This is a genomic window from Paenibacillus solani (assembly GCF_050475945.1).
Taxonomy (GTDB): Bacteria; Bacillota; Bacilli; order Paenibacillales; family Paenibacillaceae; genus Paenibacillus_AQ; species Paenibacillus_AQ solani_A.
This window is the reverse complement of the sequence record NZ_JBCMXJ010000018.1, coordinates 235,445-255,516: the sequence shown is the minus strand read 5'-3', so window position 1 is coordinate 255,516 and position 20,072 is coordinate 235,445. Positions and strand designations below refer to the sequence as shown.

Below are 20,072 nucleotides of genomic sequence, written 5' to 3'. Positions count from 1 at the left end.
TTCGTTGAAGGAGATGACAGCACATTGAACAAAAAAATCAGCCTCCTGGCTATCGCCCTGCTGTTTCTGTTTGCTAGTGCAGCGCAAGCAGCACCCGCGAAGAAGCAGGACAGCATCCGAGTCTACCTCGATAACCAGGAAATCCAGTTTCAAGCAGCGCCTATTATGAAGAACGGAGTTACCTTCGTTCAGTTCCGTCCTTTGTTTCAGGCCTTGGATTATAAAGTGGATTGGAACCGCGCGAAGCAGCAGGTGACCGGTACATTTCTCGATCAGAAGCTGCAGATGACCATCGGCCAGAATACCGCCTATGTCAACGGGGTGAAAACCAAGCTCCAGGTGGCTCCGTTCACCGATGCCGGCAACACGCTTGTTCCTCTGCGCTTTGTAGCTGAAGCTACCGGACTTCCCGTGACTTGGGATTCCAAGGCACGTACCATCAAGATTGACCGTGAGAGCGCGATCGATGATGCCAGCGCTAAGGTGGAGAGCCTTTACAACATTATCGAAAAGGCAGGCAATGCCAAGGAGCTGGATGCCGTCATGACCGCTTATCATCCCAACTCCCCATCTTATAAAGAGATCCAAGAAGAGTATCGGGATCAATTCAAATACGATCTGAGTGTATCCGCTGATGTGTGGGACGTGACGGTGGCTGGGTCATCCATCCATGCGTTCACCAACGTTACACTCGACCGCAAGAGCGGGCCTTTCACATGGGATGTTACGCTCCATTACGAGATACTAGTGAAGAAGGACGCATCAGGTGCATGGAAAATATATGATCAGAATCAATACGAGACTGAATACTTCTTGGGGGATAAGCTGCTTGAGGCCAAACCGGTGGTGCCGATTGCTGAGCAGAAGGCTCTGCAGGAGTCCATTGATACCCAGTATAAAGGCTTTAATGAGGAGAATGGTCCGCTGCTGATGTCCGTCATTCATCCGGATTCAGTCTTTTACGAGATGTTCCAACAGAGCATTGCAGAAGGTATCTTCGATGAAGTAAATTTCATGCTCAAGGCAGAGACCGTACGGACGGTATTCTTCCAGGGAGACGACGCCGTGATCTACATTGAAGAGAGCGATAATGCGGACGGTGAGACGATCCAATCGACTTCCCTTTACTGGCTAAAGAAGCATGAGGGCAAATGGCTGATCTATGATGTGCTGGAAGTTGAATAGAATATTCAGATAACAAATATGTATAACCGTGAATTCCTGCTAAGGAGTTCACGGTTTCTTTTATTCGGAACATCAATTGACGACAGACGAGGTTTCGACAGCAGCCTTAATTCGTTGTATACAATCCAAGTGATGCTGTTCCTCCCTGATATGAAAGCTGTACATGCCTCTCAGATACTTCACTCTCAAAAATGGCTGTGCGATTAGATCATCCATTCTTCCATTCGAGACTGCCAAGATTTCATCTACCTGAGAAGACAAGAAACCAATAATCTCATCGTATTCCGGGGGCTCTTCCGTCCAGGCATCAGGTCTGGTCCCTTTAGAAAACAGACGATAATATAACGCTGGCATCTGCGGGTTCTCATTTACCTTTGGAAAAATTCCGTAGTCCCAAGCAACAAGAATATGCCCCAGGTTCCACCTGATGCTGTTATTAAAGCCAGGCGGCACCACATCCATCATATGTACTGGAATTGAGTCTGCTATCGCTAACGTTTGGTTACGCAGTTCACGAAATTGTACGAAGAATTTATGTTCCTTCACAACCATTCCCCCACCTAGTCATTTTGTAATTTATTTTCGGTAAGGTGCCAAGGTTATCCTTCTCCCAACACACCGCAACTTAGACCTTTACCTAAAAATCCCTCCCGCATGGTCTACTTCACCCGAAGCGACATATACCATAATAGTAATCCATAAAGGGAGGGGTTCTATGGGTGTCAAATTAATTAAGATCGCCGTTATTTATTTCGTTCTGGGTATATTGCTTGGCATGTATATGTCAATATCCCACAGCTATGATTACGCTTCCGTCCATACACATGTTAATCTTCTGGGCTGGGCTTCCCTGGCTCTGGCGGGTATTATCTATTATTTGTTCCCCGCAGCCGGGGAGTCTACCGCAGGCAAAGTGCATTTCTGGCTCCACAACATCGGCTTGCCTATCATGATGATCGGCCTGGCACTGCTCGTAAGCGGAGTAGAATCGGTAGAGCCAGTCATCGCCGCTGGCGGCGTGCTGGTCACGCTTGGCATCCTCGCTTTCCTCTATAACGTACTGACACATGTCAAAAGTGTGAAGAGTGTTAGGAGAAAGAAATAAACCCTCGTTACGCATAGGAATATCAAGCTCTAATCGCCATATTTTCGTCTTTAACCGGGTAGTTCTTGTCATTCTGCGATGCGCCTCTTTCATCCAATATGGGTCACAGTTACCGAGTATTGGGTATAAGTAGATACCTTTCTCTTATTAGGAGGCAACATCAATATGGAGACAAACACATCCATTCAAGTTCAATTCCACTGCCATCAGTGTCAATCGGAGATTCGCGTCATATTCCATTCAAATCCGTTCGCTACGGTGCGCTGCCCGCAGTGTGATTACAGCTATTCAATCATGAGGCCTACGATTGGTGAAGAAATTCTGCTTGATTGGGAGAAAGAGGCCGTATTCCAAAAAGTCCGTGCAGACCAAACTGAACATGACAAAATGGAACTCATGCTCCTCGTCATTAAGGTCATCGAGCTGCTGACCTGGCGGGATGAAGGAAACGGACATATTCGGGCCATTGAAACGCTTCGCCAATGGTTGCTGCTCAACGGAGTGCCCAAAGCTCTTATTGAGCTGTTGGACGCCAAAGGGCCTGCCGCAAGCTCTGGCTCCTCTCCAAAGCATAAGGAATAGCGTAATCAAACCATAATTCAGGATTGAAATAAATGAAAAAGGAACCATCCCTTAGACCTTCATGGCCCGGGGCGGTTCCTTTTTCACGTCTTCAATTCGGGAGATAACCATACAAGGATACTCCGGGATTTACATATATCGGAACTTTGTTCATCCATCAGACGTATTTATTTCTAAGGAAAGGGGCTGGTTCACCCATGTACAATTTCATATCTACAGTGTTCCTAGGCATCATGCTCATTGTGATTGGTCTATATGCCAACCGCAACCCTTACTCCTGGTGGTTCAGAAGAATGAGTGATGACACTGAACCTAGCGATGTGAGAATATGGTACATAAAATTTATCGGCAAAGTAATTATAGCTTTCGGCTTTGTGGTGATTCTGCTGAGCTTCCAGCATCTATAAACTCACTGAATCGGCACCTCAAATGCCTGCTCCATAACGCCAGGGTAACTGCTTAACGTAAACGTGAGCGGCTGCGGGTAATCCTCTGGTTTAAGGTGGATATACTGCGTAATAAGGCTTACCTCTGTGTCCGAAGAAGATCGGGACGAAGAACTGAGTCCCCCTGCGTCCTCGTCGATCATATGCTTCTTCCCTTCCCCATCCACGAATTCCCGCTCAATGGATACGCTGCCCATATGTCTGTCCGTCCGCTCTTCGTATTCCAAAGTAAGTAGATACCTATTGTATGATCCGAACCGAATGTCGCCGTCCGGGGAACGGAGGATCTCCTTCTTATCCGTATCGATCACGAGTTTCATCTCGGAGGGGTCCACCGCTTGGAATCCGCTCGCTTTCAACGTGATCGATTCCGGATTCTCCAATATATTGCTGTCGAAGAAATAAGTCATATCGCCGTTCTCATCAGGTAAAAAAGCTGAATAGCTCCTTAATTCCACCTTTTCTCCATGAACAACAGACTCCAATACCACATCCCATAAACCGGACACCTTCATCGTGTTACTGGAAGGGACATTAGCTTTTAAGATGATTCCAGCCGGAGACATAACCGCTTCTTTCAGATAGAACCTCTGCTTCTCAATCTGCAGCATTTTATTGATCGAAACCGTTGTGGTATGCTGACGTACGGTCTCCAGATCAACGGACACATTAATATGGAGTACCTGCTCGTTATTGGCCGAGGATTTATAAACCGTATTCGTTGAATAGGGGGCGATGCTAAAAGAAAACGTCAGTTCACCCGGTATGGTGTTATCCTTCCCCATTTGAATGTCTGATCGAGAACGGAACAGCTTGCCAGGCATAATCTTGGATTCACCTGACGATCCGATACCATAAGACAGCGATTCCCTGGAGCCCAGGCGCTTCACCTCGATCCGCTTTAAATCTGCAGGTTCATCCGCATGATTCTCGATCGTGTAGAATATCTCCATCTGCTGAGAACCCGTAAGAATTCCGTTTACGGTTACCGTGTAATCACCCTCGGTCACTGATTGGTTCACCGGCTGGATCATGCCGTGTTTATTAGCTGTATTCAGCGTAATATCCTCACCAAAATCAAACCCTGTCAGCGCAGGATACGGTCCCTTGGCCGCCACTTGCTCATTGGGTTTCAACAAGCCTTCGCTCCCGCTCCATACCACGAACAGAAGCGCAGCCGTTATGGTCGCCACCACTCCGGACAACACCGTTATACGTGCCCGGCTTCGCTGCCTGTACCGCCCCCTTCGCATCCCGCTTTGCACAGCCGCATCCAATGCTTCGTCGGATACAACCGCTGTGCTGACTTCCGTATCCTTCTGCATCTCATTCAGCATACGCTCTTCCTTCTCAAACATGGAATAAGGCACCTCCTGGCTCGATTTTGTGCCGAAGCAGCTTCAATCCTTGATGCAGGCGGGTCTTTACGGTTCCCTCTGGCACATCAAGAATGCTTGCAATATCGCGGATCGTCATATCCTGATAATATTTCAGGATGAGCACATGTCGGTATTTGGGCTTGATACGGCTAAGCGCACGCTCTAAATCCAACTTGTTGTCGCTGACCATCTCGGCGGCCGTCTCCTGCATGCGCACTTCCTCTACGGGAACCAAACGCTTCTTTCGTTTCTGTTCATCTACACAGCAATGGATCAGAATCCGGGTAATCCAGGGAACAAACGCCTCCGGATCTTTTAGCTTCTTGCATTTTATCCACGCCCGGCATACCGTCTCCTGCAATACTTCCAGCGCATCGCTCTCGTTATGCAAATAGCTGTAGGCGATCCCGTATAGGCGCCTTCGATGCTCTGTGACAAGTGCATAGAACGCCTTCTCGTCCCCTCTGCATGCTGCGACCGCAAGCTCATTATGATCCATCATGCGATTCCTTCCCCCTCATTCATCCTGCCTCACTTTCAACATCACTCTATATAAGACTGCGAGAGCGCTCAAACGGTTTTATTATTTTTCCACACAAAAAAAGCCCGCCCAGGCAAGGCAGACTAACGATAGCATCTTTTAACCTCTTCTTTTGCGTCGTTTAAAAAAGTAGTAGTGCCACAAATAACCGATGCCGCATAACAGCAGCATAAACGCAGAGATCCAGATGATGGGAAGCAGATATGGTGTATGCCGACTGGCAACATATAATAGTAAAGCTGAGAAGGCATACATCACAATCACAATAACGATGCGTTTAAACATATCCATGGTCGACTGCCCTCACCCTTCAACCTACAATTTTTTCCGTATATCTATCATTATGGTAACGTAAAATGATGAAAATTGCACTCAAAATTTGGTAAAAATATTAAAAAATTAGGGGATAAAGCGTCGTATCCATGAAAATGTTAAAATTAATCCTTGCGTAAACTAATAACATTAGTTATCATACATTATACTAATAACATTAGTTTTAAAAGTTGATGGAAGGATGTCTTTAATGTTAAAAACAACCATAGATCAGATAACCCAGCTTTCGTTTCTTCCCCGTCTATTCCCCATAAACGTGTATCTTGTTGAGGAAAGCGATGGATTGACACTTATAGATGCCGGCATGTCATTTACCCAAAAGGGAATTCTGCAAGCGGCAGAAGCAGTCGGCAAACCCATTACCCGCATCGTCTTGACCCATGCCCATGGCGACCACGTCGGAGCACTCGACGGGTTAAAAAAAGAGCTGCCAAACGCCACGGTCTGCATCTCGCAGCGCGATGCACAGCTGCTTAAAGGTAATACCGAGCTGCTGCCCGGAGAAGAGAACACTCCCATTCGTGGAGACATTCCGAAGAGCATAACCACCGTACCGGATGTGCTTCTGCATGACGGGGATCGAGTGGGTTCACTCAGAGCCATCGCCACGCCCGGCCATACACCAGGACATATGGCATTTTTCGACGAACGCAGCGGGATTCTGATCGCCGGCGACTCCTGGCAGACCCGTGGCGGATTAGCCGTATCCGGTGTAATCAAACCCTGGTTTCCATTCCCTGCTATGGCTACCTGGAGCAAGAAGTTTGCCTTGGAAAGCGCAGCATCAATAACCGCACTCCACCCCACCGTTTTGGCTGTCGGCCATGGCCGGATGCTGAGCAATCCTACAGATGCCATGAAAAAAGCCCTCACGCACGCTGAGTCCATGATGAGGAGGAATGCACAGTGAGTCCAAGACCCGGCATCGACCGCCTTCAATTGCTTCAAACTGCTGCTGAACTAGCAGATCGGGATGGGCTGCACGCACTGACCCTAGCCGCACTTGCGGGCAAGCTGGGCGTTCGGTCTCCTTCCCTGTATAACCACGTAGATGGGCTATCCGGACTGTATGCTGCCATGACACTGTATGGCCTTCAGACCCTTCATGATCGGATGCTGAAATCTGTTGCCGGTCGCTCGGGCGAAGATGCTCTGCGTCATGCATGCCTCTCCTATGTCGACTTTGCCCGCTCTCATCCTGGATTATACGAAGCTGCACTGCAACCTATCCGTCCAGATCAGCAAGAAATACAGCAAGTAGGAGATCAAATTGTGGAGCTTCTGCTCCAAATATTAGCCCCTTACCAACTCAGCCAGTCAGAGGCTTTGCATACGGTGCGGACTCTCCGCAGCTTGTGTCATGGGTTCTCTTCCCTCGACCGTGCGGGTCAATTCGCGCTTGATCTGAGTTTGGACGACAGCTTGGAATTCATGATTCGAATCTTCATTGATGGGCTAACTCTTCATAAAAATCAGAAATAGATATGCCAGCCAGAACCTCCTTGCTGGCCTGATTTTGCCTGACATAAGAATATGCTATAATCAATAGGCAGTACGCACAATAGCATGTACATCTTACTTATGGAAAGAGGTTCTGAATTGTGGTTAATTTCGATTCCCCAATTCTTCAAATAGGCTCAACGATCGTTATGCTGGTTATGGCTTTGACCGTTATCTTCATTCGCATGAAGGCAAGTCACCGCCCCGTAACCATCAAGAAGATTATCATCCCGCCAATCGCCATGAGCAGCGGATTCCTAATGTTTGTTGAGCCGCAGGTTCGAATTCCGTTATGGTGGGCAGGAATTGCCTTTCTGATCGGCTGGTTCATCTTCTCCTACCCTTTGATCCGAAGCACTAAATTCGAAAAAGTCGATGGGCAGATTTATATGCAGAAATCCAAAAGCTTTATCTTTATCCTGCTCGGCCTGCTCGCTGTCCGGCTCTTGCTGCACGGGTATATTGAGCAGCATATTTCCCTTCCACAGACCGCAGCCTTGTTCTTCATGCTGGCTTACGGCATGATCGTCCACTGGCGCATCTCGATGTATCGCCAATATCAGCAGTTTATCACTCCAGAAGCTGCAATGTAGAAACAAGCAGGCTATATTCCCTTAGCCTTCCTATGAGGCCTGCCTATCAGCTTTCAAACGCTCACAAAAAAGAGTGCCGTCACTCACGCAATCCGGTAGCGAAGTCCTACCCGGCCGTAAAGCTCCCGAACGGGAGCCTCGCGAAGATGCGTGAAACCGGCACTCTTTATTATTTTGGAATGGCATATAAACCTAGCAATGTTCTTCGCTTACCTTCACCAGCTGTTTCCCCAGATTCTCTCCGGAAAACAGCCCCAAAAATGCCTCTATGGTCTTCTCGAAACCGTGCACGATATTCTCGGCATATTGAATTTTCCCATCCCTGAGCCATACGGCCAGCTCCTGCAATGCCTCAGGATAACGACTGGCATAATCTCCGACCAGGAAACCCTTCATCAATGCCGTATTGGTGAGCAGCAGGCTCTGAATTCTCGGTCCTGTATCCGGCTTCTCCAGATTATAAAGGGCGATCTGTCCACAAATCGGAATCCGTGCATTTCGGTTTATGAGACGCAGAACCGCATCGGAAACCTCACCGCCTACATTGTCAAAATAGACAGCGACTCCATCAGGGCAAGCTTCGGCTAATGCGGATGCCAGATCATCGGTACGATAATTGATCGCCGCATCAAATCCCAGCTTCTCAGTCAGGTACCTGTTCTTCTTGTCAGAGCCGGCAATGCCGACCACCCGCGCCCCTTTGATCTTCGCAATCTGTCCGACAATCATGCCCACTGCACCTGCACCACCCGATACCACCACAGTCTCACCTGCCTGCGGCTGACCGATATCCAGCAGTCCGAAATATGCGGTCAAGCCGGTCATCCCCAGCACACCAAGAGCCGTTGAGACCGGTGCCAGATCCGGGTTGACTTTGCGAAGCGTCCCCGTTTGAACGGCGGCATAGCGCTGCCACCCCCACGTACCCGCAACGAAGTCTCCTTCGCAAAAGGTAGAATCTGCCGATTCCATAACTTGTCCTATGGCGCCTCCTGCTATAACCTGCCCTACCTCATAAGGCTTTACATAACTCTTGGCATCACTCATTCTTCCCCGCATATACGGATCCACCGATAAATACACGGTCCGAACCAAAGCTTCTCCCGCTTGCGGGACAGGCAACGGGATTTCTTCCAACGTAAAATCAGACTCGCCCGGCATGCCTTGCGGCCGCTTGGCCAATATAATATGTTCATTCATAGACAAATGGGTAACCTCCTTTTAAAAAAACGTCATCCTATCCTTTACCCATTTTGTCCGTCTGCCAATTTCCTAGACTTCAATCATCGGCTCTTAACGAGCAGATTAACGGCATCCAGCACCAGCTTCTCTGTATCTTCACCGTTCACTTCCGCCTGGCGAACACAATCCACCAGATTCGAACTGACAACAACCCCGATGGTCCGGTCAATTGCTGTACGTGCAGCCGACAATTGCGTAATAACTTCCCTGCAATCCTTGTTCTCTTCCATCATCTTCAATATGCCGCGAAGCTGCCCTTCAATTCGTTTGACCCGGTTCTTCATCTGATCGTCGTATTGCATATGATGACCTCCTAAATACGTATACATGTCAGGCTTGGCCTTGTTTCTATATTATACATCAAACCTCTGCCCAATCCTCCCACTTGCCTTGCCATCACCAGATTCAGTATATCCTTCACAGGCAGTCCAATTACGATGGGGAGCGAAAATGCACTTCGATCTAGGACTTGTATACACCAAGAGGCCGTGGTATATTTCTAATTAGCGAGAGTATTCATTGGCTCGCCCTGATTAAAAACATCCTAACTTAAAGGCAATGTTATCTTACAAAGGTACAACCTCGGCTATTCATAGTCCTGGTTGTGCCTTTTTTTATTTTACTATCTAAGGAGGAATTATCGATGTTCTTGGAAGCGATCTATCACCGTCCCCGCAAAAACTGGTCTTACGCTTATAACGGCACGACTATCCATCTCAGAATCCGCACCAAAAAAGATGATATTACTGAAGTATACGCCCTCACAGGCGACAAGTACCTGTGGGATCAAACGATGGAATACATTCCGATGACCAAGCTGTCCTCGGATGAAATGTTTGATTATTGGGAGTGCGAGGCAACTCCTCCTTATCGCCGTTTGAAATACGGCTTCCTGCTTCAGCAGGGAGAAGAGAAACGCTGGATGACCGAATATGATTTCCTGACAGAGCCACCGGCTAATCCGGACCGCCTGTTCGAGTACCCATTCATTAATCCCGATGATGTCTTTCATCCACCAGCATGGGTTAAGGACGCCATTTTCTATCAAATCTTCCCGGAACGCTTCGCCAATGGCGATAAAAGCAATGATCCTGAAGGCGCCTTGCCTTGGGGCAGTGCTGAACCGACGCCGAAGAACTTCTTTGGCGGTGACCTCCAAGGGGTTATCGACCATCTCGACCATTTAAGCGAACTTGGAGTCAACGCGATTTATTTCACGCCGCTGTTCACCGCAACGACGAACCATAAATACGACACTGAAGATTATATGGAAATCGATCCGCAGTTTGGCGACAAGGAGACCCTAAAGAAGCTGGTCGATCTCTGCCATGCACGCGGCATCCGCGTGCTGCTGGACGCGGTCTTCAATCACTCCGGCAGAACATTCGCGCCATTCGTTGACGTACAGAAGAACGGTTTGAACTCCAAATATAAGGACTGGTTCTACGTGCGCTCCCTGCCGCTGGAAGTGGTGGACGGCATTCCGACTTACGATACGTTTGCATTCGAGCCGCTGATGCCGAAGCTGAACACGGAGAACCCGGAAGTCCGGGCTTATCTGCTCAAGGCTGCCGAGTACTGGATCAAGGAAACGGGCATCGATGGCTGGCGCCTCGATGTAGCCAACGAGGTAGGCCACAGCTTCTGGCGTGAATTCCGCCAAGTCGTGAAAAAGGCCAATCCCGACGCGTATATCCTGGGCGAGGTGTGGCATGAATCCTCCATCTGGCTCGAAGGCGATCAATTTGACGCTGTCATGAACTACCCGTTCACCAATGCCGTGCTGGATTTCTTCATTAACCGCACCGCCGATGCTGAGAAATTCTCGTTCATGCTTGGCAAGCAGCTTGCCGGTTATCCGAGACAGGCCAGCGAAGTGATGTTCAACCTGCTGGACAGCCATGACACTGCAAGACTGTTAACGCAGGCAAACGGCGACAAGCGTCTGATGAAGCTCGCCGCGATGTTCCAGTTCACATATTTCGGCACGCCTTGCATTTATTACGGCGACGAAATCGGCATGGACGGCGGGCATGATCCGGGCTGCCGCAAATGTATGGAATGGGATGAGTCCAAGCATGACAAGGACCTGTTCAATTTCTATCAAACGCTGATTAAACTGCGCAAAGAGCACTCCGCCCTGCGCACGGGAAGCTTCAAATTTTTGAAGGCCGAGAAGAACGGGGGCAAAATCGCTTATCTTCGCGAGGATGACAACGAGACCATTCTTATTGCCGTCAACAACGACAAAGCGGGCAATACCATAACGGTCCCGGTGCTGGACACTCAGTGGACAAATCTGTGGAACGGCGAGAACTACCGCGCGAAGCAAGGTCAGCTTAGCGTGAAGCTGCCGGCGTATGGCTTTGCCATCTTAAGAGCGGAACAATAAATACATCAAACTCCCTTTGAATGCCATACGGTCCGAAAAGACCCTCACGCAGTCGAAGGGAGTTTTTTTGACCAAGTAAAAGCTGATTCACCATCATTTTCAACACATGAATTATTTTATATTGACCGACCGTTCAATCAATAATAAAATAATCTCATCAAGCATTCATAATTGTAAATCGATTGGAGGTTATTCTATTGGATCTGCACTACGAAATTCATGGCAGCGGTAAACCAGTCGTTCTCATTCACAGCGGTGGAGCGGATATGCGGGATTGGAGCTATCTTATCCCTCACTTATCGGCAAACTTTCAGGTCATTGCCTTTGACGGCCGCGGAGCCGGTGACTCTCCCTCTCCCGTTCAGCCGCCAAACTATGTTGAAGATCTATTATCTCTACTGGATCATCTGGATATTTCGCAAGCTGCGATCGTCGGCCACTCTATGGGCGGCCGGATTGCCACAGATTTCGCGATCCGTTATCCTGAAAGAGTATCGGAATTGATTGTCATTGCACCCGCCCTGTCCGGTTTTCCTTATTCTGAGGAAATGCAAGCTTACATGCTCAGCGTAAGCGCTGCTGCTCCCGATATCGAGAAAATGATCGAGCTGTGCATAGCACCGCCTTCTTATGAAATCACTAGAAATAGTGCCGAGCGGGAGCTTATGATCTCCATGCTTCGCCACCATTTTGAATGTATCTTTACCTGGTCTACCTTTGACTCGGTTTGGCCTAAGCCGCCCGCGATGGAGCGATTAGAGGATATCAAGGCCCAAACGCTGTTTATTATAGGAGATCATGAGCTGCCCGATAATCAGCAGGTAGGTGAACAATTTCGGAGGGTTCCGAGCATTCGCTTTGTCACCATCGCAGGAGCGGATCACATGCTTACCTTAACGCATCCGGAGGAGTTATCCAGCCATATCACCTCATTTGTGAAGGAATGAAAATGTCATGCCACGCTCACCCAGCGAAAACGAACGCATACGCCAGTTGGCGAAAGACAAAATTTTAGAAGCCGCTATGGATTTATTTATCCAGCAGGGCTACCATGCTACTTCCATTAACGATGTAGCCAAGCAAGCTGGAATATCCAAAGGGCTGCTGTACAACTATTTTTCAGGTAAGGAAGGACTTTTAGCCGCCATGGTTGAGGAGCGAATCGCAGGCGTTGCCGGAGTCATCGAAAAAGCTGCTTCACTCGAATCACCTTCAGAGCAGTTGAAATTTATCCTGGAGCAAGCCATCGACAATGTCTATCAGCAGCCGGAAGTATTCCGGTTTTACTTGCATCTTCAAACCCAGCCGGAAGCGGATCAAGAGCTGTTTCCTCACAGCAAGCGACTCGTGGAAGAAGCTGCACGGCAGTTTGAGATTCAATGCAGCATATTCGAAAGCCTCGGCGTTCCCGAGCCGCGCAAGCGCTCCCTATATTTCTCTTCTACTCTGCAGGGAATCATGCTGATGATCTCCACTTATCCCCAGCATTTTCCCATTGATGAAGTGAAGGAGCAGATGACAAAGGAATTTTGCCCATAATGAAGAAGAGCCGAGGTTATGTCCAAGTTTGCAGGACTCCTCGGCTCTTCGCTGCATGAAAATTATTTTCACGCACAAATAGGTTTATGATCTTCAGTTATTGTGTACCGTTTGATCAAAGGGAAACAGCACATGAAAAGTCTCACTCTCTTGAGCATCTCCCTCACTGCAACCGTTCAGACGATATTCGATCCCCTGCTCCGTCTCCTCCGCTACCAATGTCTTACAGAATTCCACGGATTTTATAGGCATGCCCATCGTGTCACGAGTCGTATCAAATCGATGCTTAAAGACCTTGCCCTGATGATCATACTCCAAATCATTAAAAATAGGGTCGCCCTCCTTCGTATAGCTCGTTAGCTGTACAGAGGCGGGATTTTTCTTCTTAACCTCCATCACAAATTCATCCCATATTTCCCGATTGGCGATCTCGCCCAATCTAAACACAACATCCCCATTGTCCACAGCCTGCTCAAATGTGTATCGCAATTGACCCATCCTTTCTTTGATCTGGGCTGTAGACTTTTCGGTCAGTGTATATCCTGTCCCTGTATCCGTTATATAAGTAAACATTCCACGTTTACTGTCAGGATCCAGCCATAAATGAATCGACGTATTTTTTCCGTCAAGGTAGATCACCGCATCATAATCGGGCTCCCTTACATCCATTTCTCCCGGTCTCTTGATCGCTTCTCGAAGGGCCTGATCCCATGCCTCTGCTTCCTCCGCGCTATCCAGCGTTCCATAAATACCGGAGCTGACTTTGCCGAAGGTTTGACCGCGGTGGATTGTCACATAATCTTGGGATCGGCTATCCCCTACCATAACGGAAGTATTTTCTCCTCCTTCTGTTTCGGAAGAATCCTTTGCACCACCAGCCTTGTCCGAGCCGCAGCTTGCCAGCAGGAGCGCCATCAGCAGCAGCCCAAGTGAAACGAGTTTCCTATTTGTCAGTTTGAATGTCCTCAAGGTTTCCATCACATTATCACCTCTAACTTACTGACGTTTGCCAATGTCCGTTTGTTACGAGGTCTCGTCAATTCTTCAATCTTGTTTCACTGTGGACGACAAGCAGCTGATAATCAATCTGACACGCCGTGAACTGTCCTCTCCAAATTAAATCTCCGGATGGCAATGTCCCCCTCAAGAAAAGGAGTACCTTCTAGGCAAACGATTAATTTTTTTCGAACTTTCCCCTTCCTTCATGTCCTCAATCAGTTATGCTATGAATATCAGGATCGACATGTACCTCAGGAGGGATTGAATGATGGCTATTCACTGGTTGAATCCGGATATCGACGAATGTACCCGGAGGGGAATCGCCTACTTTACATCAGAGTTGGAAATGGCAAGTGGCCTGCCCTGCAAAATGTACCGGATTACCGAGAAGTTCGGGAGTTTGTCCGATCACATGCACGATTATCTGCAAATCTGGTATGTCAGCAAGGGCGAATTCACCCATACCTTCCATGGTCAAAAATATCGGATGGTCCAGGGAAACATCTTCGTGCTTCCGCCTTACAGCATTCATCGGGTGGAGATGACACCAGGTAAGGAGCTGGAGGTGCTGGGCTGCGAATTCATGCCGACATTTATTAACGAGCAGCTGGATGGGAGACCCGACGAGCCGCATACATTCGACCTCTCCTTTATCAAGACGTTTATTACGACTGAAGAGAGCGTCCCGCTTAAAATCACTTTGACCGGCAAAAGCGACCTGGCTGCAAAAGAGCTGCTGACCGAAATGCTCTCCGAATACGAAGGCCGGGGGCCTTACTTCGATATGCTGCTGAAGGCCAATCTGCTGAAGCTGCTGGCCATCCTGACCCGTGAGCATGCCGACCAAAGCAAGCATTCAACAACAAGGGGAGACAGCAACCAATACCGCGAACCTATCCTGGAATCGGTCCAGTACATTCATGATCATTATGACCAGCCTCTGTGGCTGGAGGATCTATGCGCTCGGACTATGATGTCCCGGACAAACTTCTGCAGGAGATTTAAGGAAGTTACCGGCCGGACCTTCAGCCAATACTTGGCCAATTACCGGATACGGATGGCTATGCGACTGCTCACAGAGCCTGAATTGTCAGTAACTGACGTGTGCTTCAAGGTGGGATTTAACGAGCTTCCCTACTTCTGCCGATGTTTTAAGAAATATACGGGTACAACGCCCGCCTATTATAAAAAGAATGCCTTTAAGACCATAGACTAATACCCCTGTACGATAATCCAATAAATCAGCACGATAGTGAAATCGAAGAAAGCGTTCACATGCTATACTCGGGGCAAGGCATAACGAAAGACCAAGTGACAGGCTGTTGTTGTCATTGCATTATCAATCCACGACCTTGGAGGAGAACCGATGAACAAAATTACAATTGCCGTAATTGGGTGCGGCACGATTGCGAATAGTGCCCATATTCCCGCCTACATGGCCAACAAGGAATCCGAAATCAAATATTTTTGCGATATCCAGAAGGACCGCGCAGAAGCCGCTGTCACCAAATATGAATGCGGTCAAGCCATTGAGGATTACAACCAGATCCTGAACGATCCCGAGGTGGATGCCGTATCGATCTGTACGCCAAATGACGTCCATGCCTCCATTGCCATCGATTGCTTGCGGGCAGGGAAGCATGTATTATGCGAAAAACCGGCAGCCCGGACCTATGCCGAAGCGTTGGAAATGCAAAAGGTTCAGCACGAGACGGGTAAGACACTCAATATCGGAGTTGTGAACCGATACAATGAAAGCGTAAACAGAATCAGAAAAATGATCCAAAAAGGCGATCTGGGTGAGCTGTATCATGTGTATGCCAGCTTCCGTTCCCACCGCTCGATTCCGGGTCTTGGCGGTGCCTTCACGACCAAGGCGATCGCCGGCGGCGGCGCGTTGATCGACTGGGGTGTGCACTTCCTCGATGTCGTGATGTATTGTACGGGAGATCCGCAGCCGAAGACCGTATCCGGTCAAGCCTACTGCAAGCTGGGCAAGGATATGGAAGATTATACCTACATCAACATGTGGGCAGGTCCGCCGAAATATGACGGTACGTATGACGTTGATGATTTTGTCACCGCTCTTGTCCGCACCGAAGGCCCGACCATTTCCCTGAACGGCGCATGGGCGCAGAATATCGGCGCCGAAGAGATGTTCATCGACTTCCTTGGTGACAAAGGCGGTATCCGGTTGAAGTACGGCGCGGATTTCACCTTCTACACCACAGAGGACGGCGCTTTGATCGAAGCCACGCCAAAATTCAATCTCGGCAGCATGTTCCAGAATGAAATCGACGGTTTCATCCGCTGCATCCAAACCGGAGAGAAGCAGGCTTCACATATCGATACGGTCATCCTCTCCTCCCAAATCATCCAGGCCATTTACGACTCGTCCGACCAAGGCGCAGAAGTTTCACTGCAAGCCGCTGCCCAAGTGTAGCCAATAACCTGAGGTTCGACGCCAGGGAGGAGAACATTATACTATGAAAAAAATCGGATTCATCGACCTGCATCTGGACCAATTCCATGCAAATAAATATCCGGGATGGATTGAGCAGGCTGCAGGGAATACCATGAAGGTCATGTATGCTTATGGCAAGAGAGATAAAGAGAACGGGCTCACGAACGAAGCCTGGAGCAAGGAGTATGGAATTGAGCTGCTTCCCTCGATCGAGGATGTGGTGGAGCGCAGCGATTACCTGATCGTGCTGTCCCCGGATAACCCGGAATTCCACGAGGAGCTGTCCCAGCTCCCGCTGCAATCCGGCAAGCCGACTTATATCGATAAAACATTCGCCCCGGACCGAGATACGGCTATTCGCCTGTTCGATCTGGCAGCGAAGCACAATACGCCGATGTATTCCACATCTGCTCTTCGGTTTGCCAGCGAATATGCTGCGCTGGACAGGAATGGCATCCAGACCATCAACAGCTGGGGTCCCGGCGCATTCGCCAATTACTCGATTCATCAGATCGAGCCGATCGTCAGCCTGATGGGGCCTAACCCCAAAAGGGTGATGTATACCGGGACACCGGATTCCCCCGCCCTGCTGATCGATTTTGGGGATGGGCGTCAAGCTGCCGTGAATCATATGGGAGAAAATTGCCCCTTTACCCTGGGTATCAAGCATGACGATGACAGCTTCAAACAAGTCACTGCTCAGTCGAATTTCTTTGCCCTGTTCATCGAGAACCTGGTAAACTTCTTCGAAACGGGCAAGCCTGCCGTCGATCCGGCAGAAACGATCGCCGTCATGACGATTATCGAGTATGGATTAAAAGCAGCAGATACGCCGTATGTGTGGGTAGAATTGCCGGTATAGCTTAATGATTCGTATATTATACAAATACAATGAAAGAGCTGCTCTACAGGCCGTAAGGACCTCGGAGCAGCTCTTTTTGCATGGTTTAAAACTGATCAATTCATGAATGGTTTATTGAAATTGCCATTTTCGATTACACTTCTTTCCGCTGAAAATAGATAAGTCCTCCGAGAAAGAAGACCAGAAACCCGCCAACGATCACTGTCATAATACTCTCGAATGGCAGGTTAAATGCGCCGAAGTCCGCTTGACCTGCTGGCATCATCGCGAGAAATGGCTGTGTCCATGGATAGTATGGAGCATACGTCTGCGAGTTGGCCACCAGGATGTTCGGTATCGTAAAGACGACATTCAAGGCGAGTGGAGCCGCAAAGCTGCTCCAGGCTGTAGAGACGCCAAGCTGCAGCGCGGCCAGCGGTAAACAGGCAACCCAGCCGCCAAGCACGCTGCGCAGCAGTATTTCCCACGGAATCGGCGCATCCACCTTGTGGATCATACCGGCTCCCATCACGGCGCCCATGAACAGTAACTGGACTACAGCAAGCAGCATGGCAACCACTGAAAATTTCGCAAAATAGACGGCGCCGCGTGAAACCGGCAGAACGAGCAGTTGCTTCCACCCGCCCCCGGAGTGCTCATACCGGCACACCATCGCACTGAAAATACCCGTCATAATGGGAAGCAGCAGCATCGCATGCAAAATGATCATGATGCTGATTAAATACTCCCAAGGCGCAAACTCATCCGGCTTTCCATTCAATATGCCCAGCAGCATGACCAGAATCGCACACAGAAAGATTTGCAGCCACAGCTTGGATTTGGACAGCTTAAGCCACTCCGCAGACACCGCTCTGAAATAAGAAGCCATCCTAGTCCACATCCTTTCGGTTAAAATGAATCATGCCCGCGCAGGCTATGAGCGCGCCAAGAAGCAGACCCGCCCCGATGACTTTGGCTTGGCCCGGTCCCAAGTAAGCCAGCAGCGGCCACTTGAGCGGCATCCAATCCGGGAATTGGATAGCAAACATCGAGACTACAGAAGCCGTAACCCCGATTCCAACGGCGATCCCCTGATTTTTGAGCGTCAAGGAAAGCCATAGTTGGAAGGCCAGCACAGGAAGCGCCGCAAAGAGCTGCACGAAGCCAATGCGCAGCAGGTCCATATACGGCATTTGCTCTGCCCCCATCCCCAGCATGATACCAAGGACAGCTGTACTGACCGACAAAAGGAGACAGGAGACGCAGAGTATCAGAAAGGCCTGTACGAACTTGGCACTGAATACTGCCGTTCTGGAAATAGGCAATGCCAGCAGCTGTTTCCACGAGCTCAGCTGATGCTCAATATTAGCCATCAGTGAGCAGACCAGCGTAATTCCAAGAAATAGAGCAATCGGAACGAAAAATAGCACGTTTTCCAGCAGCCCGCCCCAGGGATCGGCCGCGTAAGATTTCATCAGATAATCATATCGAAGTCCAAAGTTCAGGCCCTGCATCGCAGCCAGCCCGATGGGACCGAGCGCAGCGAGAAACCAAATGCCTTTGCCCCGGATCTTCAGCCAATCGGCGGAAAGCGCACGGAACATCATACCCGGCTCCCCTCCCCTACGATCTGCATGAAGATATCCTCGAGCGACCTCCGCTGCTCTTCTACCCGGTATACCGCATGCTGGTTCTCCACGAGCCGCTTCACGAGCAGCGCGATCTGGGCATCCTGCATGGTTTCCAGCTCCAGCATATGATTGCGCAGAACGCCTGCACATCCAAGGTCTAGTGCCAATCCGAGCGCTGCCTCCGGCTCTGACACCGATAGCCGGAAGCCGCTGGACGCCGTGGATACCAGATTGTCGATCGTATCCTGGAACACCATCCGCCCCTCGCGGATAATGCCGACTTTATCGGCCATCTGTTCCACCTCGCCCAGCAGGTGACTGGATACCAGGACGGTTATCCCGTATTGACGCGGCATATTCTTGATCAGCTCCCGGATCTCATGAATGCCGGAGGGATCCAGTCCGTTGGTGGGCTCATCGAGAATGAGCAGCTCGGGATTGTTCAACAGGGCGGCTGCAATGCCAAGCCGCTGTTTCATTCCAAGCGAATATCCCTTGACGGGACGCTTGGCTTCCTTGGTCAAGGAGACGATTTCCAGCACTTCCGCGATGCGGGACTTGGGCCCGCCGGTAATCCGGCGGATGGCTTCCAAATTCTCTACCGCTGTCAGATGGCCGTAATAGGATGGGTATTCCACAAGCGATCCGGTCCGGCGCAAAATGTTCATTTTTTCGCTCTTCAAATCCTTGCCGAACAGATGTATCGCCCCGCGGGTCGGCTGAATCAGTCCAAGCAGCATGCGAATGGTCGTTGTTTTCCCGGCACCGTTTGGTCCCAGGAAGCCATAAATATCGCCGCGGGCAATCTCCAGGTTCAGATCCTGGACCGCTGCGCGTTTCTTGTATGTTTTATATAAGCCTTTCGTTTGAATGACGAGTTCCGTCACGTTCATCACCTCAGGTCTTATCCTACCTGCCCAAGGTTAAATGCCGGTCGGTCCCAAGTTTAAATTTTCTTTAAAAAACTGGCAGACTCATTGAGCGGCTGTAAAACGACTACATTATAGGGTGTTTCTGGATATCCGTGGCACTAACAGCCCTTGCATGCTGCCGAGAATGCTTCATGCAGCTCGGAACAACCGTTTTAAAAAAAGCTAAGAGTAACTTCATGTGGTTAGGAACAACCGTGAAAGAAGGCTATGAGTGACTTCGTGCAGCTAGGAATGATCGTGAAAGAAGGCAAAGAGTGACTTTGTGCAGCTGAGGCCGCTCCGTGGTCGGATCGTTCTTCCGATCGCTGTTAAAACCGGGAAACTTGAATTTGTCCAAGTGGTGGTTTCCAGGTTTTAAAGGCGACCGC

The 20,072-nt window shown here is 49.4% G+C and carries 23 protein-coding genes; 13 read left to right on the top strand and 10 right to left on the bottom strand.

Annotated features, from left to right (window positions below; genetic code table 11):
* Positions 1-24 precede the first annotated feature (24 nt).
* Complete coding sequence (locus ABEQ74_RS24690) at positions 25-1,185, top strand: copper amine oxidase N-terminal domain-containing protein (RefSeq protein WP_430124869.1); 1,161 nt, start codon at positions 25-27, stop codon at positions 1,183-1,185.
* 72 nt (positions 1,186-1,257) lie between these two features.
* On the opposite strand, the gene ABEQ74_RS24685 is transcribed toward ABEQ74_RS24690, so the two are convergent.
* Positions 1,258-1,731, bottom strand: coding sequence for a DinB family protein (locus ABEQ74_RS24685; protein ID WP_430124868.1), 474 nt, complete (start codon positions 1,729-1,731; stop codon positions 1,258-1,260).
* A gap of 169 nt (positions 1,732-1,900) precedes the next feature.
* Between ABEQ74_RS24685 and ABEQ74_RS24680 the strand changes: the two genes are divergently transcribed.
* The 3 genes from ABEQ74_RS24680 (at position 1,901) to ABEQ74_RS24670 (ending at position 3,279) form a co-directional block, all read left to right on the top strand.
* Positions 1,901-2,290 carry a cytochrome-c oxidase gene (locus ABEQ74_RS24680; RefSeq protein WP_430124867.1) on the top strand — a complete coding sequence of 130 codons (390 nt, stop codon included), beginning with the start codon at positions 1,901-1,903 and terminating at the stop codon, positions 2,288-2,290.
* Positions 2,291-2,455: 165 nt separating this feature from the next.
* Complete coding sequence (locus ABEQ74_RS24675) at positions 2,456-2,872, top strand: hypothetical protein (RefSeq protein ID WP_430124866.1); 417 nt, start codon at positions 2,456-2,458, stop codon at positions 2,870-2,872.
* A gap of 197 nt (positions 2,873-3,069) precedes the next feature.
* The gene (locus tag ABEQ74_RS24670) at positions 3,070-3,279 is read left to right on the top strand and encodes a hypothetical protein (RefSeq protein WP_430124865.1); all 210 of its coding nucleotides are present in this window, start codon (positions 3,070-3,072) and stop codon (positions 3,277-3,279) included.
* Between the two features lie 2 nt (positions 3,280-3,281).
* Here ABEQ74_RS24670 and ABEQ74_RS24665 read toward each other — a convergent pair whose 3' ends face one another.
* From ABEQ74_RS24665 to ABEQ74_RS24655, 3 genes are all read right to left on the bottom strand, one after another.
* The gene (locus tag ABEQ74_RS24665; protein WP_430124864.1) at positions 3,282-4,676 is read right to left on the bottom strand and encodes a DUF4179 domain-containing protein; all 1,395 of its coding nucleotides are present in this window, start codon (positions 4,674-4,676) and stop codon (positions 3,282-3,284) included.
* Entirely contained in the window at positions 4,669-5,199 is a 531-nt protein-coding gene (locus tag ABEQ74_RS24660; RefSeq protein WP_430124863.1) for a sigma-70 family RNA polymerase sigma factor, read from the bottom strand. Before ABEQ74_RS24660 ends, ABEQ74_RS24665 begins: the two co-directional genes overlap by 8 nt.
* Before the next feature lie 138 nt (positions 5,200-5,337).
* A complete protein-coding gene (locus tag ABEQ74_RS24655; RefSeq protein WP_430124861.1) occupies positions 5,338-5,529 on the bottom strand; it encodes a hypothetical protein in 192 nt (63 codons plus the stop codon).
* A 232-nt stretch (positions 5,530-5,761) separates the two neighbouring features.
* On the opposite strand from ABEQ74_RS24655, the gene ABEQ74_RS24650 reads away from it, so the two are divergent.
* From ABEQ74_RS24650 to ABEQ74_RS24640, 3 genes are all read left to right on the top strand, one after another.
* A complete protein-coding gene (locus ABEQ74_RS24650; protein WP_430124860.1) occupies positions 5,762-6,481 on the top strand; it encodes an MBL fold metallo-hydrolase in 720 nt (239 codons plus the stop codon).
* Complete coding sequence (locus ABEQ74_RS24645; protein WP_430124859.1) at positions 6,478-7,053, top strand: TetR/AcrR family transcriptional regulator; 576 nt, start codon at positions 6,478-6,480, stop codon at positions 7,051-7,053. Before ABEQ74_RS24650 ends, ABEQ74_RS24645 begins: the two co-directional genes overlap by 4 nt.
* A gap of 119 nt (positions 7,054-7,172) precedes the next feature.
* Positions 7,173-7,664 carry a cytochrome c biogenesis protein CcdC gene (locus ABEQ74_RS24640; protein ID WP_430124858.1) on the top strand — a complete coding sequence of 164 codons (492 nt, stop codon included), beginning with the start codon at positions 7,173-7,175 and terminating at the stop codon, positions 7,662-7,664.
* Between the two features lie 192 nt (positions 7,665-7,856).
* On the opposite strand, the gene ABEQ74_RS24635 is transcribed toward ABEQ74_RS24640, so the two are convergent.
* The gene (locus tag ABEQ74_RS24635; protein WP_430124857.1) at positions 7,857-8,870 is read right to left on the bottom strand and encodes an NADP-dependent oxidoreductase; all 1,014 of its coding nucleotides are present in this window, start codon (positions 8,868-8,870) and stop codon (positions 7,857-7,859) included.
* Between the two features lie 77 nt (positions 8,871-8,947).
* Positions 8,948-9,208 (bottom strand): metal-sensitive transcriptional regulator, encoded by a 261-nt coding sequence (locus ABEQ74_RS24630; protein WP_053490159.1) that lies wholly within the window; start codon positions 9,206-9,208, stop codon positions 8,948-8,950.
* Between the two features lie 341 nt (positions 9,209-9,549).
* On the opposite strand from ABEQ74_RS24630, the gene ABEQ74_RS24625 reads away from it, so the two are divergent.
* From ABEQ74_RS24625 to ABEQ74_RS24615, 3 genes are all read left to right on the top strand, one after another.
* Positions 9,550-11,298, top strand: a complete 1,749-nt coding sequence (locus ABEQ74_RS24625; protein ID WP_430124856.1) for an alpha-glycosidase — start codon at positions 9,550-9,552, stop codon at positions 11,296-11,298.
* Positions 11,299-11,495: 197 nt separating this feature from the next.
* Positions 11,496-12,245 (top strand): alpha/beta fold hydrolase, encoded by a 750-nt coding sequence (locus ABEQ74_RS24620; protein ID WP_430124855.1) that lies wholly within the window; start codon positions 11,496-11,498, stop codon positions 12,243-12,245.
* A 7-nt stretch (positions 12,246-12,252) separates the two neighbouring features.
* The gene (locus ABEQ74_RS24615; protein ID WP_430124854.1) at positions 12,253-12,837 is read left to right on the top strand and encodes a TetR/AcrR family transcriptional regulator; all 585 of its coding nucleotides are present in this window, start codon (positions 12,253-12,255) and stop codon (positions 12,835-12,837) included.
* Positions 12,838-12,930: 93 nt separating this feature from the next.
* Here ABEQ74_RS24615 and ABEQ74_RS24610 read toward each other — a convergent pair whose 3' ends face one another.
* Entirely contained in the window at positions 12,931-13,815 is an 885-nt protein-coding gene (locus ABEQ74_RS24610; RefSeq protein WP_430124853.1) for a DUF4362 domain-containing protein, read from the bottom strand.
* Between the two features lie 289 nt (positions 13,816-14,104).
* Between ABEQ74_RS24610 and ABEQ74_RS24605 the strand changes: the two genes are divergently transcribed.
* The 3 genes from ABEQ74_RS24605 to ABEQ74_RS24595 all read left to right on the top strand — a co-directional run bounded on the left by ABEQ74_RS24605 (position 14,105) and on the right by ABEQ74_RS24595 (position 17,162).
* The gene (locus ABEQ74_RS24605; protein WP_430124852.1) at positions 14,105-15,052 is read left to right on the top strand and encodes an AraC family transcriptional regulator; all 948 of its coding nucleotides are present in this window, start codon (positions 14,105-14,107) and stop codon (positions 15,050-15,052) included.
* A gap of 150 nt (positions 15,053-15,202) precedes the next feature.
* Complete coding sequence (locus tag ABEQ74_RS24600) at positions 15,203-16,279, top strand: Gfo/Idh/MocA family protein (protein WP_430124851.1); 1,077 nt, start codon at positions 15,203-15,205, stop codon at positions 16,277-16,279.
* A 43-nt stretch (positions 16,280-16,322) separates the two neighbouring features.
* Entirely contained in the window at positions 16,323-17,162 is an 840-nt protein-coding gene (locus ABEQ74_RS24595) for a Gfo/Idh/MocA family protein (protein ID WP_430124850.1), read from the top strand.
* Between the two features lie 133 nt (positions 17,163-17,295).
* Here the strand turns inward: ABEQ74_RS24595 and ABEQ74_RS24590 are convergent, their stop codons facing one another.
* The 3 genes from ABEQ74_RS24590 to ABEQ74_RS24580 are packed head-to-tail and all read right to left on the bottom strand — an operon-like array spanning position 17,296 to position 19,665.
* Positions 17,296-18,030, bottom strand: a complete 735-nt coding sequence (locus ABEQ74_RS24590) for an ABC transporter permease (RefSeq protein WP_430124849.1) — start codon at positions 18,028-18,030, stop codon at positions 17,296-17,298.
* A 1-nt stretch (position 18,031) separates the two neighbouring features.
* A complete protein-coding gene (locus tag ABEQ74_RS24585) occupies positions 18,032-18,748 on the bottom strand; it encodes an ABC transporter permease (protein WP_430124848.1) in 717 nt (238 codons plus the stop codon).
* On the bottom strand, positions 18,745-19,665 hold the full coding sequence (locus ABEQ74_RS24580; RefSeq protein ID WP_430124925.1) for an ABC transporter ATP-binding protein: 921 nt from the start codon (positions 19,663-19,665) through the stop codon (positions 18,745-18,747). Before ABEQ74_RS24580 ends, ABEQ74_RS24585 begins: the two co-directional genes overlap by 4 nt.
* Positions 19,666-20,072 lie beyond the last annotated feature (407 nt).